The organism is Bradyrhizobium sp., from assembly GCF_049798375.1.
Taxonomy (GTDB): domain Bacteria; phylum Pseudomonadota; class Alphaproteobacteria; order Rhizobiales; family Xanthobacteraceae; genus Bradyrhizobium.
The window spans coordinates 1-16,026 of the sequence record NZ_JBARGP010000578.1 but is presented as its reverse complement, the minus strand read 5'-3'; the positions used below and the strand labels follow the sequence as shown (position 1 = coordinate 16,026).

At 64.3% G+C, this 16,026-nt stretch carries 18 protein-coding genes and 1 pseudogene; 12 read left to right on the top strand and 7 right to left on the bottom strand.

What is annotated here, in order from left to right:
• A partial coding sequence (locus tag WA702_RS23230) for a DNA gyrase subunit A (protein ID WP_425112901.1) occupies window positions 1–1,408 on the top strand: 1,408 nt, incomplete at its 5' end.
• An 87-nt stretch (window positions 1,409–1,495) separates the two neighbouring features.
• A complete protein-coding gene (locus tag WA702_RS23225; RefSeq protein ID WP_425112900.1) occupies window positions 1,496–2,473 on the top strand; it encodes a cation diffusion facilitator family transporter in 978 nt (325 codons plus the stop codon).
• Window positions 2,474–2,484: 11 nt separating this feature from the next.
• On the opposite strand, the gene WA702_RS23220 is transcribed toward WA702_RS23225, so the two are convergent.
• Window positions 2,485–3,660, bottom strand: a complete 1,176-nt coding sequence (locus WA702_RS23220; RefSeq protein WP_425112899.1) for an MFS transporter — start codon at window positions 3,658–3,660, stop codon at window positions 2,485–2,487.
• Between the two features lie 142 nt (window positions 3,661–3,802).
• On the opposite strand from WA702_RS23220, the gene arsC reads away from it, so the two are divergent.
• Both arsC and WA702_RS23210 read left to right on the top strand, forming a co-directional pair.
• Complete coding sequence (gene arsC / locus WA702_RS23215; protein ID WP_425112898.1) at window positions 3,803–4,207, top strand: arsenate reductase (glutaredoxin); 405 nt, start codon at window positions 3,803–3,805, stop codon at window positions 4,205–4,207.
• Window positions 4,208–4,249: 42 nt separating this feature from the next.
• On the top strand, window positions 4,250–5,509 hold the full coding sequence (locus WA702_RS23210) for an adenylate/guanylate cyclase domain-containing protein (protein ID WP_425112897.1): 1,260 nt from the start codon (window positions 4,250–4,252) through the stop codon (window positions 5,507–5,509).
• Here WA702_RS23210 and WA702_RS23205 read toward each other — a convergent pair.
• Window positions 5,494–6,753 carry an MFS transporter gene (locus tag WA702_RS23205; RefSeq protein WP_425112896.1) on the bottom strand — a complete coding sequence of 420 codons (1,260 nt, stop codon included), beginning with the start codon at window positions 6,751–6,753 and terminating at the stop codon, window positions 5,494–5,496. The two genes, WA702_RS23210 and WA702_RS23205, sit on opposite strands and share 16 nt — an antisense overlap.
• Window positions 6,754–6,894: 141 nt before the next feature.
• Here WA702_RS23205 and WA702_RS23200 point away from each other — a divergent pair, with 141 nt between their 5' ends.
• The gene (locus WA702_RS23200; RefSeq protein ID WP_425112895.1) at window positions 6,895–8,235 is read left to right on the top strand and encodes an Nramp family divalent metal transporter; all 1,341 of its coding nucleotides are present in this window, start codon (window positions 6,895–6,897) and stop codon (window positions 8,233–8,235) included.
• 76 nt (window positions 8,236–8,311) lie between these two features.
• Here the strand turns inward: WA702_RS23200 and WA702_RS23195 are convergent, their stop codons facing one another.
• The 3 genes from WA702_RS23195 to hemB all read right to left on the bottom strand — a co-directional run bounded on the left by WA702_RS23195 (window position 8,312) and on the right by hemB (window position 10,916).
• Window positions 8,312–9,079 (bottom strand): arginyltransferase, encoded by a 768-nt coding sequence (locus WA702_RS23195; protein WP_425112894.1) that lies wholly within the window; start codon window positions 9,077–9,079, stop codon window positions 8,312–8,314.
• Window positions 9,080–9,169: 90 nt separating this feature from the next.
• Window positions 9,170–9,721: an RDD family protein gene (locus WA702_RS23190; protein ID WP_425112893.1), complete on the bottom strand. Its 552-nt coding sequence runs from the start codon at window positions 9,719–9,721 to the stop codon at window positions 9,170–9,172.
• Between the two features lie 133 nt (window positions 9,722–9,854).
• Window positions 9,855–10,916, bottom strand: coding sequence for a porphobilinogen synthase (gene hemB, locus WA702_RS23185; protein ID WP_425112892.1), 1,062 nt, complete (start codon window positions 10,914–10,916; stop codon window positions 9,855–9,857).
• Between the two features lie 212 nt (window positions 10,917–11,128).
• On the opposite strand from hemB, the gene WA702_RS23180 reads away from it, so the two are divergent.
• Entirely contained in the window at window positions 11,129–11,581 is a 453-nt protein-coding gene (locus WA702_RS23180) for a DUF6163 family protein (protein WP_425112891.1), read from the top strand.
• A gap of 66 nt (window positions 11,582–11,647) precedes the next feature.
• Here the strand turns inward: WA702_RS23180 and WA702_RS23175 are convergent, their stop codons facing one another.
• Window positions 11,648–11,854, bottom strand: coding sequence for a hypothetical protein (locus WA702_RS23175; RefSeq protein WP_425112890.1), 207 nt, complete (start codon window positions 11,852–11,854; stop codon window positions 11,648–11,650).
• Window positions 11,855–11,975: 121 nt separating this feature from the next.
• Here WA702_RS23175 and ldtR point away from each other — a divergent pair, with 121 nt between their 5' ends.
• On the top strand, window positions 11,976–12,494 hold the full coding sequence (gene ldtR / locus WA702_RS23170; protein ID WP_425112889.1) for a transcriptional regulator LdtR: 519 nt from the start codon (window positions 11,976–11,978) through the stop codon (window positions 12,492–12,494).
• A gap of 551 nt (window positions 12,495–13,045) precedes the next feature.
• Here ldtR and WA702_RS23165 read toward each other — a convergent pair.
• Complete coding sequence (locus tag WA702_RS23165; protein ID WP_425112888.1) at window positions 13,046–13,192, bottom strand: hypothetical protein; 147 nt, start codon at window positions 13,190–13,192, stop codon at window positions 13,046–13,048.
• 127 nt (window positions 13,193–13,319) lie between these two features.
• Between WA702_RS23165 and WA702_RS23160 the strand changes: the two genes are divergently transcribed.
• The 5 genes and pseudogenes from WA702_RS23160 to WA702_RS23140 all read left to right on the top strand — a co-directional run.
• On the top strand, window positions 13,320–13,544 hold the full coding sequence (locus tag WA702_RS23160; RefSeq protein WP_425112887.1) for a hypothetical protein: 225 nt from the start codon (window positions 13,320–13,322) through the stop codon (window positions 13,542–13,544).
• Window positions 13,545–13,561: 17 nt separating this feature from the next.
• Window positions 13,562–13,783 carry a hypothetical protein gene (locus WA702_RS23155; RefSeq protein ID WP_425112886.1) on the top strand — a complete coding sequence of 74 codons (222 nt, stop codon included), beginning with the start codon at window positions 13,562–13,564 and terminating at the stop codon, window positions 13,781–13,783.
• 243 nt (window positions 13,784–14,026) lie between these two features.
• On the top strand, window positions 14,027–15,319 hold the full coding sequence (gene glyA, locus WA702_RS23150) for a serine hydroxymethyltransferase (protein WP_425112885.1): 1,293 nt from the start codon (window positions 14,027–14,029) through the stop codon (window positions 15,317–15,319).
• Window positions 15,320–15,332: 13 nt separating this feature from the next.
• Window positions 15,333–15,818, top strand: a complete 486-nt coding sequence (nrdR, locus tag WA702_RS23145) for a transcriptional regulator NrdR (protein WP_425112884.1) — start codon at window positions 15,333–15,335, stop codon at window positions 15,816–15,818.
• Window positions 15,815–16,026 (top strand): annotated as a pseudogene (locus tag WA702_RS23140) (bifunctional diaminohydroxyphosphoribosylaminopyrimidine deaminase/5-amino-6-(5-phosphoribosylamino)uracil reductase RibD); the annotation flags it as partial. The gene nrdR and the pseudogene WA702_RS23140, both read left to right, overlap by 4 nt.

The following is a 16,026-nucleotide window of genomic DNA, read 5'->3' as shown; positions in this document are numbered from 1 at the left end:
CGCCGATCTCCTGAACGAGAAGAAGCTGCCGCTGGTCGGCGACATCAGGGACGAGTCGGCCGAGGACATTCGCCTCGTCATCGAGCCGAAGTCGAAGAACGTCGATCCCGCGTTAATGATGGAATCGCTGTTCCGGCTCACCGAGCTCGAAAACAAGATTCCGCTGAACCTCAACGTGCTGATCAAGGGCAAGATCCCCAAGGTGGTGGGCCTTGCCGAATGCCTGCGCGAATGGCTCGACCATCTGCGCGACGTGCTGATCCGCCGCTCGAATTACCGCAAGAACCAGATCGAGCACCGGCTGGAGATTCTCGGCGGCTACCTGATCGCCTATCTCAACATCGACGAGGTGATCCGGATCATCCGCACCGAGGACGAGCCGAAGCCGGTGCTGATGAAGACCTTCAAGCTGTCGGAGGTCCAGGCCGAAGCCATCCTCAACATGCGCCTGCGCTCCTTGCGCAAGCTCGAGGAAATGGAAATCCGCACCGAGGACAAGAACCTCCGCGGCGAGCTCAAGGGCATCAATGCGCTGCTCGGCTCCGAGCAGATGCAGTGGGCTAAGGTCGGTGAGCAGGTCAAGACCGTGCGCGACATGTTCGGTCCGAAAACGCCGCTCGGCAAGCGCCGCACCAATTTTGCCGACGCGCCCGAGCACGATCTCGCCGCCATCGAGGAGGCCTTTGTCGAGCGCGAGCCGGTCACGATCGTGGTGTCGGACAAGGGCTGGGTGCGCACGCTCAAGGGCCATGTGGAGGATCTCTCCAACCTGGCTTTCAAGACCGACGACCAGCTCGGCCAGACGTTCTTTGCCGAGACCACCTCGAAGCTGCTGCTGTTTGCCTCCAGCGGCAAGTTCTACTCGCTCGACGTCGCCAAGCTGCCGGGCGGACGCGGCCATGGCGAGCCGATCCGCATGTTCATCGACCTCGATCAGGACGCCTCGATCGTCACGATGTTCGTCAACAAGGGCGGCCGCAAATTCCTGGTGGCGAGCTCGGACGGGCAGGGCTTTGTGGTGTCAGAGGATGACTGCGTCGGCACCACGCGCAAGGGCAAGCAGGTGTTGAACGTCACGGCGCCGGCGGAAGCGCGGGCGATCACCACCGTTGCCGGCGACCATGTCGCGGTGATCGGCACCAACCACAAGATGGTGATTTTCCCGCTCGACCAGGTGCCGGAGATGGCGCGTGGCCGCGGCGTGCGGTTGCAGAAATACACCAGCGCGCAGCTGTCCGACGTCGCCACCTTCGAGCAGAAGGCAGGTCTCACCTGGAAGGATTCGTCCGGCCGCGACCAGGGCCTCAGCTGGAAGGAGCTCGCCGACTACCGCGGCAACCGCGCCGATGCCGGCCGCATTGCGCAGGGGTTGCCGAAGTCGAACAAGTTCTTGAAGCTGATCGAGTGAGTTCGGCGCTGTAATAGTATTCAGCCTGTGGCCGGCTATATACGAGACGTGCGATCGCTGCAGCGATCGCAGGTGGAAAGCTGTCGCATGGCGCATTCTCATTCCCACGATCATCATCATGACAACGGTCATGCACATGATCATGCTCATCACGGCGACCATCACCACGGCCATGGTCACGGCCATAGCCATGCGCCGGCGAACTTCGGCGCGGCTTTTGCGATCGGCGTGACGCTGAACAGCCTCTTCGTCGTGGCCGAGCTGGTGTTCGGCCACGCCGCGCAGTCGTTGGCGCTGATCTCGGACGCGATCCACAATCTCTCCGACGTGATGGCGTTGCTGTTGGCGTGGGGTGCGTTGTGGCTGTCACGACGGCAGCCGACCGACCGCCACACTTACGGCTACCGCCGCGCCTCGATCCTGGCCGCGCTCGCCAATGCCGCGCTGCTGTTGATCGTGGTCGGTGGCATCGGGCTTGAGGCGATCGACCGGCTGCGCGCACCGGCGCCGGTCGCGAGCTTCACCGTGATGTGGGTGGCGGCGCTCGGCATCGTCATCAACGGCGCCACCGCGTTGTTGTTCATGCGCGGCCGCCATGATGATCTGAACATCCGCGGCGCTTACCTGCATATGGCGGCGGATGCCGGTGTCTCCTTCGGCGTCGTGGTCGCGGCAGGACTGGTGATGCTGACCGGCTGGCTGTGGATCGACCCGGTGGTCAGCCTTGGCATCGCCGCTGTCGTGCTGGTCAGCGGCTGGGATCTGGCACGCGACAGCGTCAATCTTGCGCTCGACGCGGTGCCCCGCGACGTCGCGCTGCATGACGTCCGCGATTATCTCACAGGCCTCGAGGGCGTCAGCGAAGTCCACGATCTGCACATCTGGGCGATGAGCACCAACGAGACCGCGCTGACCGCACATCTGGTGCGGCCCGGCGGATCGAACGACGCCTTCCTGCAGCGGGTCTGCGAAGGCCTGTCGCAGCGCTTCAACATTCACCACGCCACCTTGCAGGTCGAAGCCGATGGCGGTGTCTGCAAGCTGGCGCCGGCGGACGTGGTGTAGCGGGATGCGTGTTACGACTGCGACGCTTCGGGGACGTGGTGTTTATGCTTCGGCAGCAGCGACAGCGCGAGCAGCGCGGTGAGGCTGAGAGCGGAGGACACGATCAGGACCTTGCCGCCGAGCAAATCGGTGAGCAGGCCGAAAGCGAGCGGGGCGGCGGCCTGCGCCATGCGGGCCGGCGCGCCGATGAGGCCGAGCCGGTAGCCGTAATTGGCGGGACCGAAGATCGCGAGCGGCAGCGTTCCGCGGGCAATGGTGAGAATGCCGTTGCCGGCGCCGTGGAAGATGGCGAAGACACTGGCCGCGCCGCCGCCGGCCAAACCGATGATGGCGGCGCCGAGCGGATGGGTGATGCAGGCGAGCTTGGTCGAGAGCAGCGGATGGTGACGGCTCAGCACGAAGGCCTCAATGAGGCGCGCAGCCACTTGCGCCGGGCCGATCAGCGCGCCGGCGGTGACGGCCTGCAGCGGCGTCGCGCCGGTGGCTTCCAGGATGCGCGGCAGATGCGCCGCCATCGCGCCGGTGACGCTCCAGGCCGCGGCGAAGGCGATGGCGAGCAGCACCATCGGCCGGTCGATCGGGATGTGCGGCTTCACGGTAGTGCTGGCCTTGGCGTCGCCGCCCTTGACCGGCGGAATGATCAGCAGGTTGAGCGGCAGACCGATGACGAGCTGCGCCGCCGCCCAGGCAAAGCAGGTCTCGCGCCAGCCGAGATGGGCCAGGCCAAGGGCTGTCAGCGGCCAGCCGACTGTGGAGGCAAAGCCGGCCATCAGCGTGATGCCGGTGATGGGCTTGCGCGCCGCCTCGCCATAGATGCGGCCGAGCGCGGCAAAAGCCGCGTCATAGAGCCCGGCGCCCATGCCGAAGCCGAGCAGCAGCCAGGCGACCGCCATGGTCCAGATCGAGTACGAGACGCCGAGCAGCGCGAGCCCTGCGGCCATCGCAAGGTTGGAGGCCGCGAGCACCGAGCGGCCGCCGACGTGGTCGATCTGGCGGCCGATGCGCGGACCGAGCACGGCGGAGAGCAGCAGCGAGGCCGAGAAGGCTGCGAACACCCAGTTCGAGGAGATCCCGAGGTCATGAGCGATCGGATCGGCCAGGATCGCCGGCAGATAATAGCTGGACGCCCAGGCCAGGGTCTGCGTGGTGCCGAGCGCCAGGACGATGATGAGCTGGCGTCGATCCAAGTTGCAGGCGCTCCGGTCGTGGCGGATGCGATTGTTCGCAGCCGCCTGTTGCTGACAGGTGCATTTGCCGGGCGCGTGCCGTATGCGTCAACACCTGACCGGGCAGGGCTCGATTGCCGGGATCGCAAGGGGACATATGCAAATGCGCGTGACGATCTACCATAACTCGTCCTGCGGGACCTCGCGAAATACGCTGGCCATGATCCGCGCCAGCGGCGAGGAGCCCGAGGTGATCGACTATCTGAAGACGCCGCCGACGCGGGAGCAACTGATCGCGCTGATCAACGCCATGGGGATCCGCGCCCGCGACCTGCTGCGCGAGAAGGAGGCGGCCTATGCCGATCTCGGCCTTGCCGATCCCAGGCGCACGGATGACGAATTGCTCGACGCCATGCTGGCGCATCCGATCCTGCTCAACCGGCCGGTCGTGGTGACGGAAAAGGGCGCGCGGCTGTGCCGGCCCTCGGAACGGGTGCTCGATCTGCTGGACCATCCGGTCGCGCATTTCACCAAGGAGGACGGCGAGGTGGTCTCGCGGCCCGGTTAGGCGACGCTTTCGCTACGCGCGCCGCTCCGGCATAATGCCGCCATGGACCATTCATCTCGTCTCGAACTCATCAACTGGCTGGTCGGCCAGAGCCTGACCGGCTCGCCGGAAAACGACATTTTGCGCGGCTTTTGCGAGCGCTGCCGCGCGGCTGGCGTCGAGCTGTCGCGCGGCCTCGGCTTCATCGACACGCTGCATCCGATCTTCGAGGGCCGCGGCTTCCGCTGGTCCGATCGCCCGAGCAACGAGAGCGACACGTTCGAATATGGCTCGACCAATGAGGGCGAAGCGTTGCAGAACTGGCGGCGCTCGACCTTCCATCACATGCTCGAAAAAGGTCACGACGAGCTTGCGATCGATCTGACCGATTGCTCCCAATTCCATTTCTCCATGATCCCTGAGCTGGCCGAGAAAGGGCACAAACATGTCCTCGCCTTCGTGCATCGCTTCGGCGAGGCCGGCACGCTCGGCCAGATGGACTGCTTCTATTCCTATTGGGCGACGCGTCGCGATGGCGGCTTCAACGAGCTGCAGATGGCCGCGCTGCGCGACCTGGTGCCGGCGCTCGCGATGGCCATCAAGTCGGCGCAGCAGGTCGACATCGTGCGCACTCTGGGCCGGGTCTATCTCGGCCGCGACGCCTCAGAGCAGGTGCTGCGCGGCCGTATCTCGCGCGGTGTCACCGAGAAGATCAACGCGGTGCTGTGGTTCTCCGATCTGCGCGGCTCGACCGCGATCTCGGAAAGCATCTCACCTGACGAGATCATCCCGTTCCTCAACGACTATGCCGAAGCCTCGATCGAGGCGATCCATGATGCCGGCGGCGACGTGCTGAAGCTGATCGGCGACGGCGTGCTGGCGATCTTCACCGGCGCCGACATGGCGCTGGCGCGGCGTGCGGCGCTGCGGGCGGAGCACAGGTTCCGGCTCAACATGAGCGGGCTTAACGCGCGCCGTGCCCATCAGGGCAGGCCGGTGACATCGGCCTATGTCGGCCTGCATGTCGGCGAGGTGTTCTACGGTAATATCGGCAGCGAGGAGCGGCTCGATTTCACCGTGGTGGGGCCGGCAGTCAACGAGGTCAGCCGGATCGCCTCGATGTGCCGCTCGGTCGATCGCGAGTTGCTGGCTTCAGCCGAGTTCTGCGAGGGGCTCGATGACGAAGCCCGCCGCTATCTGGTGTCGACCGGGCGCTACGCGCTGCGCGGCATCGGCCGCGCCCAGGATCTCTACACGCTCGATCCCGACATCGCCGCCAGCGCGGCGGTCGCCGGCGGCTACGAGAACTACCTGGCGAACTGAGGCCGTGCGCCGCATTCGCTGATCATGTCCGGCTGGCGGTCGAGCGTCACCGCCGGCGACAGCCAGATCACCAGGGCCTGGAGCGCGAAGATCGCGGCGGCCAGATACAGGCACATGTCTGCACCATAGGCACCCCCGACCACCGCGCCGAGCAGCGAGCCGAGTGGGCGCGCGCCATAGCTCAGGATGTTGATGGCGGAGACGCGCCCGAGCAGGCCCGACGGCGTCACCGACTGCCGCAAGGTGGTGGTCGAGATCACCCAGAGGATCGGACCGGCGCCGAGCAGGAAGAAGCTCAAACCCGCCAGAAACGGCGAGGGCACCAGCGTCGTCAGCGCCATCACCAGCGCGGCGGCAAAGCCGGCGATGGGACCGAGGCCGATCACCTTGCCGAAGGCGACGACGCGCATCACCCGCGTCGCCAGCAGCGCGCCCACCACCATGCCGACGCCATACATCGACAGCGTGATGCCGACCTGCGTGGCCGAGAGCGCCAGCCGATGCACCGCATAAGGCACGAACACCGCGAGCAGCAGGAATGAGGCGGTGTTGAAGATGAATTGGGTGATGAACACCGGCCGCAGCAGCGGGTGGTGCATCACGAAGACAACGCCTTCCTTGATGTCCTGCAGCGGATGGCGCTGCTGCACCGGCGGGCGCGCCGGCTCCTCGATGCCGGCCAGGAAGACCACGGCAATGGCTGACAGTACGGCGGCGCAGCCGAAAGCGGGGCCGCCACCGATCCATCCCACGAGCAGGCCGCCCAGCGCGGGACCCGAGGCGAAGGCGACGGTGCGCGCCAGCTCGATCCGGGCATTAGCGGCCGGCAGCAGCTCCTTGGTCACCAGTGAGGGAACCAGCGCCGGTGCCGCGACGCTGAAGACCACGGTTCCACACACCGCAACGAAGCCAAGCACCGCAAGGCCCGACAGCGTGATCCGGCCAGACCAGATCGCCACGAGAATGGCGAGCAGCGCCAGTGCGCGCAGCGCCTCGGCCACGGCCATCAGCACGCGCCGGGAGACGCGATCCGTGAGCAGGCCGGCCGGAATCGCGAACAATATGAACGGCGCTGTCAGCGCGGTCTGCAACAGGCCGGTCTCGCCTTCGCCGACCCCAAGCGAGAGCACGGCAACCATCGGCGCGGCGGCGAGCGCGATCTGCTCGGCCGACTGGGCGGCGAGATTGGACCAGGCGAGGCGGTTGAAGGTCGGGGGCAGCCGGGCGGAGTCGGAGCGGGACATTGGCGAGATCCTGAAATGGATGTTGGCCGACATTGTTTGCGCATCGGCACGTCGCGCCCACCCGCTTTCCGAGGAACCTCCCTGCGAAGATGCAGTTGCAAATCAGTTGCAATAAAGGTCTGTTTCGTCCAAGATCACGCAATGGACGCACGGTCGTCAGATTTTGCTCGCGGATGGCGCAACGAGCGCGGCGAGCCCACGCTCGGCGAGATGTTCGGTACGGTGCGCACCGCCGGGCGGGGCTCGTTTGGGCGCAAGCTGCTGGCATTCCTAGGCCCGGGTTACCTGGTCGCAGTCGGCTACATGGATCCCGGCAACTGGGCGACTTCGCTCGCTGGCGGTTCCAAATTCGGCTACGCGCTGCTGTCGGTCGCGCTGCTCTCCAACCTGATGGCGGTCGTGCTGCAGTCGCTCTGCACCCGGCTCGGCGTCGCGACCGGGCGCGATCTCGCCCAGGCCTGCCGTGACTCTACGCCGCGCTGGGTGTCAATTCCGCTGTGGCTGTCGGCCGAGATCGCGATCACCGCGACCGATCTGGCCGAGGTGATCGGCACCGCGATTGGCCTCAATCTGCTGTTCGGGATGCCGCTCGCGATCGGTGTCTGCATCACCGCGCTCGATACCTTCCTGATCTTGGCGTTACAGGCCTTCGGCTTCCGCTGGATCGAAGCGTTCGTGGTGGCGCTGCTCGGCGTCATCGCAGCCTGCTTCGCGGTCCAGATCGCGTTGGCCGATCCGGATTGGGGCGGCGTGATCAGGGGCTTCGTGCCGAGCGGGCAACTCGTCACCAATCCCGAGATGCTGTATCTCGCACTCGGCATCCTCGGTGCGACCGTGATGCCGCATAATCTCTATTTGCATTCCGGCCTGGTGCAGACCCGTGGCTATGGCAACTCGTTGGAGGAGAAGCGCGAGGCGATCACGCTGTCGACGATCGATTCCACCATCGCGCTATGCCTCGCGCTGGTCATCAACGCCTCGATCCTGATCCTGGCCGCCGCGACCTTCCACAAGGCTGGCCACGTCGATATCGCCGAGCTCGACCAGGCGCATTCCTTCTTGTCGCCGCTGCTCGGGTCGGCCATCGCGCCGAGCCTGTTCGCGATCGCGCTGCTTTGCTGCGGGCTCAACTCGACCATCACGGCGACTCTCTCGGGCCAGATCGTGATGGAGGGCTTTCTGAACTGGCGGATCGCACCATGGCAGCGTCGCCTGATCACCCGGATGATCGCGATCCTGCCGGCAGTGATCGTCACCGTCTGGGCCGGTGAGAAGGCGACCGGGCACCTCCTGATCCTGAGCCAGGTGGTGCTCAGCCTGCAATTGCCGTTCGCAGTGGTGCCGCTGGTGTTGTTGACCGCGAGCCGCGTCAAGATGGGTTCATTCGTGGCGCCGCGCTGGCTGACGGCGATCGCGACGTTGATCGCGGTTGCGATCATCGGACTGAATGCGAAGCTCGTGTTCGACTATGTGATGGGGTGAAGCGGGCGAATGGCGAGTAGCGAATAGCCGCTTGCGCGATCCCCATTCGCTACTCTCTATTCGCCATTCGCCTCGCTCAGTCCTGCGGCTCCGACGCCTCGTCGCCCGCGGCATCGACGCGCAGCCAGCCGGAGGGCGCCAGCCGCTGCTGCGGCAAATAGCGGCTCTTGTAGTCCATCTTCTTGGACCCTTCGATCCAATAGCCGAGATAGACGTAAGGCAGTCCCTGGCGCCGGGCGCGGGTGATGTGGTCGAGGATCATGAAGGTGCCGAGCGAGCGGCCGGTCTCCGACGGATCGAAGAACGAATAGACCATCGACAGCCCGTCGCTGAGCACGTCGGTCAGCGCCACCGCGATCAGCTCGCCGCCGCGGCCGGAGATGGCGTTCTTGCGGCGGTACTCGATGATGCGGGTCTCGACATGGCTGTCCTCGACCATCATCGCATAATCGAGCACGGTCATGTCGGCCATGCCGCCGTGGCGGTGACGCTGGTCGAGATAGGCGCGGAAGATCGAATATTGCTCTGATGTCGGCACCGCGCTGCGCTGTTCGCCGATGATGTCGGCGTTGCGCGCCAGCACCTTGCGGAAGTTGCGCGATGGGCGGAACTCGTTGGCGACGACACGCACCGAGACGCAGGCCCGGCACTGGTCGCAGGCCGGCCGGTAGGCGATCGACTGGCTGCGGCGGAAGCCGCCGTGGGTGAGCAGGTCGTTGAGATCGGTGGCCTTGTCGCCGACCAGATGCGTGAACACCTTGCGTTCCTGTCGCCCCGTCAGATACGGGCAAGGCGACGGCGCGGTCAGGTAGAATTGCGGGGTGTCACGCGAGTGCTGGGTCAAGGACGGTCGTCAGCCTCCAAGGCGAATACAAAGGCGATTCCCAACAGAATTGCGCGTCCAAAGGCTGGCGGTCAATCGGTTTGATCATTTTCAGTACGGGCGCACCGGTTCGGCAAGCTGCGATCGCACCGAATTGTTGATCACGACGGTTCCCAGCACAAAGTCATGCAGCAGCCGACGGCGGCTATTGAACAGACCGAGCAGCAGCACAAACGGCGACACCACCGTGACCGAGATCCAGAAGCACACCACGTGCATGGCGCCGAGTACGAAATAGCCGGGAGCGCCGTACCAGGTGCGCAACTCGAGATCCACCATTCGCATGCCGATGGTCGCGGAGTGCGGACCACCGATGGTCGCGCCATAATAGACCAGCGCCCAGATGACCGAGGCCGGCCAGACCAGCCAGAACAGCAGCCAGCCGAGTCCGAGCGTCACCAGCCCAAAGACCGCAATGAAAATCACGACGAGGGCCACCGGCACCGCAAGCACGAACAGGTCGATCAGGAAGGCAATCGCCCGCCGCATCGCAACACCACGAAACAGGTCGGCCTGCGTGATGGGATCGAATGCGTGCTGCCGCGCGTCGGGTCCGGTGTTGCCCGACCAGCCGCTGCCATTGTTAGAGCCCATATAGGCCATGGATTGCTCCTCACGTCTGGCCATGGACATGGGAACCAGTGGCCGGCTTGCAAGGGTGTGTCACCGAGCAGCGCGTGACATTCCGGCGAGTCCGCGACCGGTGACTTGGTCCGGTCGGGATACGATCGCGGCTCTAGCCCTGCTGCTGTAGCTTCTCCGCGGCCTGCGGCGCGAAATAGGTCAGCACGCCATCGGCGCCGGCGCGCTTGAAGGCGACGAGGCTCTCCATCATCGCGCGCTCGCCGTCGATCCAGCCATTGTTAGCGGCGCCCGCGATCATCGCGTATTCGCCCGACACCTGATAGGCGAAGGTCGGCATCGCGAAGGTGTCCTTCACGCGCCTGAGGACGTCGAGATAGGGCATGCCGGGCTTGACCATCACCATGTCGGCGCCCTCGGCGATGTCTAGCTCGACCTCGCGCAGGGCCTCGTCGGTGTTGGCGCTGTCCATCTGATAGGTGCGCTTGTCGCCGGTCAGGGTCTTGGCCGAGCCGATCGCATCGCGGAACGGGCCGTAGAAGGCGGAGGCATATTTGGCCGCGTAGGCCATGATCTGCACATCGAGGTGACCGGCCTGATCGAGCCCTTGCCGGATCGCACCGATCCGGCCGTCCATCATGTCGGAGGGGGCGATGATGTCGCAGCCGGCCTCGGCCTGCACCAGCGCCTGCCGTACCAGCAGCGCCACGGTCTCGTCGTTGAGGATGCGGCCGTCCTGGATCAGGCCGTCATGGCCGTGGCTGGTGAAGGGATCGAGCGCGACGTCGCAGAGCACGCCGATCCCGGGAAACTCCTGCTTGATCGCGCGCACCGCCTGGCAGACCAGATTGTTGGGGTTGCAGGCCTCCGATCCGGTCTCGTCGCGCAGCGACGGTTCGGTGTAAGGAAATAGCGCAATGCACGGAATGTTCAGCTTCGCCGCGCGCTCGGCATCGCGCACGATCTGGTCGACGCTGAGCCGCTCGACGCCGGGCATCGAGGCGATCGGGGTGCGGGTCTTTTGCCCCTCGACCACGAATAGCGGCCAGATCAGATCGTCAGTGGTCAGCACGTTCTCGCGCACCAGGCGCCGCGCCCATTCGGCCTTGCGGTTGCGGCGGAGACGGATCGTCAGATCGAGGGCATGGGCCGCAGTAGTGGCCGGTTGGCGCTGAATGTCGCGCATTTCGATCGGACGCCCGAATTTGATCGCCATGGGAGCTGGGTTCCTTGAGGAGGCTGCTGGCTGATTTGAATTGATGTAATTCAAATCTTCTAGCACCCAAGGCCGGTTTCGTCACTTGAGCTGGCGCAATACAGCCGTGATCCCAGGCATTGCTTTTGGACCGGCCAAGGGCCAAGAATCGCCATGCTGTTCGTAACTTAGAGAGTCCATGAAGATGCCTTGCCAGCCCCTGCAGGCCGCCCATGCCTGAGATACCCTCCTCGCGGGACGGGGCCATCTCGGTGGCTGCGCTGTCGGCTGAGCGCACCGACAGCGACGATAATGTCTGGACGCGGCGCCTCGTGCTGTTCCTGCGCGTCATGGCCATGCTGTCGATCATGCAGGGCCTGTATCACTGGGCCCAGGTGACGGGCTTCATCGGCGGCGAGGACGACGCGTTCGAGAACCAGACCATGGCCTGGCAGGCGGCTACGGTCTATTTCGCCGTGATCCAACTGGTCGCGGCGGTCGGGCTATGGCTTGCCACGCCCTGGGGCGCGGTGGTGTGGTTGACCACCGTGGTGTCGATGGCCGTCATCGAGCTGATGTTTCCCGGCATCTATGGTGGCAGCCTGATCGTGGTCGGCGTCGAGGCCGTGATGCTGGCGGCTTATCTGGTGCTGGCCTGGATGGCCGCGCGGGAACGCCCGCCATAGTTGTTTTGGCCGCTTTCGCATTCAATTGCGGTTCTCGCGAGGTCCAGGCGCGCAGATTTCCGCTCATCAATATTCTGGTGTTTCGGGTAACGTTGCGAACACCTTAAAGCTCGCCGCCACAGCTGTTACGCGGGTCTTAGCGGTAATCCCACCACCTGTTTTGGAATGTGACAGGGTGCGAAACGAAGCGAGAACGTCGGCGCCTACAGCGTCAATGGAAAGTTGAAAAAGCCCTGTAATCACAGGCTTAAAGGACGATTCACCGTCCTGCATTCATTCTCTCTTTATGCTCTTATTTAAGTCGATCTTCAAATCGGCCCCTTAAGCTCGGTTTATCAGGCGGGACACAAGTTTCGTCGAAAAAGTCGATAAAACCGACGACAGGGGAAGTGTCATGATGAAAGCCGTTGCAACGGCCGTGGAGACTGTTGAGCGCGCGCCTGGTCAGGGCGGCACCGTGCAGTCGTTGTATCTGGAAGCCTTGACGTTGGTCGAGCGGCTGCATCGCCGCCTGCTCGATGTCATCAAGGACGAGTTCGACCGTCGTGGTCGCTCTGACATCAACTCGGTGCAGGCTCTGCTGCTCTACAATATCGGCGACAAGGAGCTGACCGCCGGCGAGCTGCGTACCCGCGGCTACTACCTCGGCTCCAACGTGTCCTACAATCTGAAGAAGCTGGTCGAGCTCGGCTTCCTCGATCATCAGCGCTCGCGTGTTGATCGACGTTCGGTGCGCATCCGCCTGACCCCGCAGGGCCAGGAGATCCGCCGCGTCGTCGACGCGCTGTATCAGAAGCACGTCAGGACGGTGGAGCAGGTCGGTGGCATCTCCAACGAGGAGTTCGCGACCCTGAACAAGTCGCTGCATCGCCTCGAGCGCTTCTGGACCGACCAGATCCTGTATCGGCTCTGACTGCACGTCGAGATCGGCGGAGCCGGCCTCAAGACCGGCACGCTGTCCTTTGAGCCAACTGACGTTATTCGCGCTGGCTCTCTCCACGAGCCGGCGCGCTTGTTTTTGTGGTCCGGTGCAATGCTCTGCCGAGCGGGCCTTCAACTCACAGGATGCGCTTGTTAGCTCGCGGGCCGGGGGGAGACCGTCTGTAAGGAGAGCTACGTCTCACCTTGCCATGAATGCTCATTGGCGTGCACAGCCGCGCAAGCAAAAGAAAACCCCGCGGGGCTGGATGCGGGGTTTTCTGCAGTCGGCAGCGGGATTCAGGGCCAAAGCCGCCAACTGTTTTCGGTCAGGTATGGTTGATTCCAAAGAAAGCAACAGCGCTGCCTTGAGGAATATGTTCTCGAGGCAACGCTGCGCTGATTTACTGGGCCCTGAAATCCCCAGCGAACATATGTCGGCTGGCTGCTCTCAAGGTTCAAAGGAAATTGCGTGCGCATGCGAAAAAACCTGGCGGATCTGATGCATCAAGACCGGCGGGATGCCCGATTGGAGTCAGCAAGGCGTCAGTCAGTCTCATGCTCGGCCTTTTGCCGATAATCCTTTGCGGCCTGCTGAAGAATTTCCTTGAGGCTCTCGTCGACCGTCTGCTCGGCGATGCTCTCCGCTCGCTCGGCCTGCTGTTCTAGCGATCGCCTCGTTTCTCTGCTCATCGCGCTCAAACGCCTGAACCGGGGTCGGGTTCCAAACGACCGATTTGTTTCCGGCCGGAGAACAGCATCGCATAAATGGAACCAGTTCCGTGGTGGGCGCTTATCTCGGGATACCGGAGGACGGACGATGCTGGTCGATCGCGGAATGCAGGTGCCGAGCGTGGAGGTGGTCAGCGACGCCTATGCTATCGCAGCCAATTACCTCCGCCGGACCGGCGCCATTCCGGACACGATCCAGCCCAACGACCAGCTCGTCGACATCGTCGTTCAATTGTTTCAGCGCGGCGAGTTCAACAAGCTCAAGCTCGCCAACAAGGCGATTTCCATTTTCGAGGCTGCTCAAGCGGCGTGATGACACAAGGGGAAAACATGGAAGCTGCGATCGATCGCATCATGCACACTTACGACCTGCTCGCGAACCGCACGGCTGCGGCCAGCCAGGAGGCGCGTCAGAAGGTCTCGACTTACATCCAGACCCTGTTCGAGGCCGGAGAGCGGGATCCGCACCGGCTGACCGTGTGCGGTCTGACCTATCTGCGCCAGCTCGATGGTCGTGTCGATCCAGTGAAGGCGGGCTTTACCGGGCTCTAAAGCGACGAGCAGGGCTTTGCGATACGGCGGCCGGGCGAGAGCCCGGCCGTTTTGTGTTGCTGCATCGCTCGCAGATCTGGCACCAGCATGCCGTCCACCATATCTGGCGCAAAGATGCGGTCCGACCCGCAACCGCTTGGCCTGCGGCCCGCCCTGTGATAATGCCGAGGGGTCCTTTCCGACCGCATCACAGAATCGATCGCGCCCTGCTTAAGGGCTTGCGACCGTGGAGATATTTTGCCGATGACCGCCGCCAGCGCCGCTCCCGATTCCTTCTTCACTGCCACGCTCACTGATGCCGATCCGGAGATTGCCGCCGCCATCAAGGGCGAACTCGGCCGGCAGCGCCATGAGATCGAGCTGATCGCCTCGGAGAACATCGTCAGCCGCGCCGTGCTGGAGGCGCAGGGCTCGGTGATGACCAACAAATATGCCGAGGGCTATCCGGGCGCGCGCTACTATGGCGGTTGCGAATGGGTCGACGTCGCCGAGAACCTCGCGATCGATCGGGCCAAGAAGCTGTTCGGCGCCAAGTTCGCCAACGTGCAGCCGAACTCCGGCAGCCAGATGAACCAGGCGGTGTTCCTGGCGCTGCTGCAGCCCGGCGACACCTTCATGGGCCTCGACCTCGCGGCCGGCGGTCACCTGACCCACGGCTCGCCCGTCAACATGTCCGGCAAGTGGTTCAAGGCCTCGCATTACACGGTGCGGCGCGACGATCAGCTCATCGACATGGATGCGGTCGCCAAGCAGGCGCAAGAGGTGAAACCCAAGCTGATCATCGCCGGCGGCAGCGCCTATTCGCGCCCTTGGGATTTCAAGCGCTTCCGCGAAATCGCCGACAGCGTCGGCGCCTATTTCATGGTCGATATGGCGCATTTCGCCGGCCTCGTCGCCGGCGGCGCGCACGACTCGCCGGTGCCCTATGCGCACGTCACCACCACCACCACCCACAAATCGCTGCGCGGCCCGCGCGGCGGCCTGATCCTGTGGAATGACGAGCAGTTCACCAAGAAGTTCAATTCGGCGATCTTCCCTGGCCTGCAAGGCGGCCCGTTGATGCATGTGATCGCGGCCAAGGCGGTGGCTTTTGCCGAGGCGCTACGGCCTGAGTTCAAGGTCTACGCCAAGAATGTGGTCGAAAATGCCAAGGCGCTGGCGGAAGCGCTGCGCGGCCACGGCTTCGACATCGTCTCCGGCGGCACCGACAATCACCTGATGCTGGTCGACCTCAGGCCGAAGGGGCTGAAGGGCAACGTCTCCGAGAAGGCGCTGGTCCGCGCCGGCCTCACCTGCAACAAGAACGGCATTCCGTTCGATCCCGAGAAGCCGTTCGTCACCTCGGGCCTGCGGCTCGGCACGCCGGCGACCACCACGCGCGGCTTCGGCACGGCCGAGTTCAAGGAAGTCGCTGCCATGATCTCGGAGGTGCTGAACGCGATCGCGCAGTCGTCGGATGGCAGCGCGCCGCTGGTCGAAGCCGCCGTCAAGGAGAAGGTGAAGGCGCTGACCGGCCGCTTCCCGATCTATCAGTAAGGCAAAAACTTAAATGCGTTGCCCAAGCTGCAACAGCCTCGATACGCAGGTGAAGGATTCGCGGCCGACCGAGGATTCGGCCGTGATCCGGCGGCGGCGGGTCTGCGTCTCCTGCAATTTCCGCTTCACCACGTTCGAGCGCGTGCAGCTGCGCGAGCTCACGGTCATCAAGCGCAACGGCCGCCGTGTCCCATTTGACCGCGACAAGCTGATGCGTTCGGTGCAGATCTCGCTGCGCAAGCGAGCAGTCGATCCGGAGCGGGTCGAAAAGATGGTCTCCGCGATCGTGCGCGAGCTCGAAAGCGCGGGCGAGGCGGAGGTGTCGTCGGAGGCGATCGGCGAGATCGTGATGGAGCATCTGCGCGGGCTCGACGACGTCGCCTATGTCCGCTTCGCCTCGGTGTATCGTAATTTTCGCGAGGCCAAGGATTTCGAGGCGGTGCTCGGCGAGCTCAGCGCGGAAGACGACGCGCCGCGGTTGGCGCCGGTCCGAAAATGATCTTCCGCATCCTGGAAGATCAGATCGGCGAAAAGCTGCGCGCGCAGAAAGAGATTGACCGCCGCTACATGCAGCTGGCGCTGAGCCTCGGCCGGCGGGGGCTGGGCCGGACTTGGCCGAATCCGGCGGTCGGCGCCGTGGTCGTCAAGGATGGCGTGACCGTCGGCCGTGGCTGGACCCAGCCCGGCGGTCGGCCGCATGCCGAGCC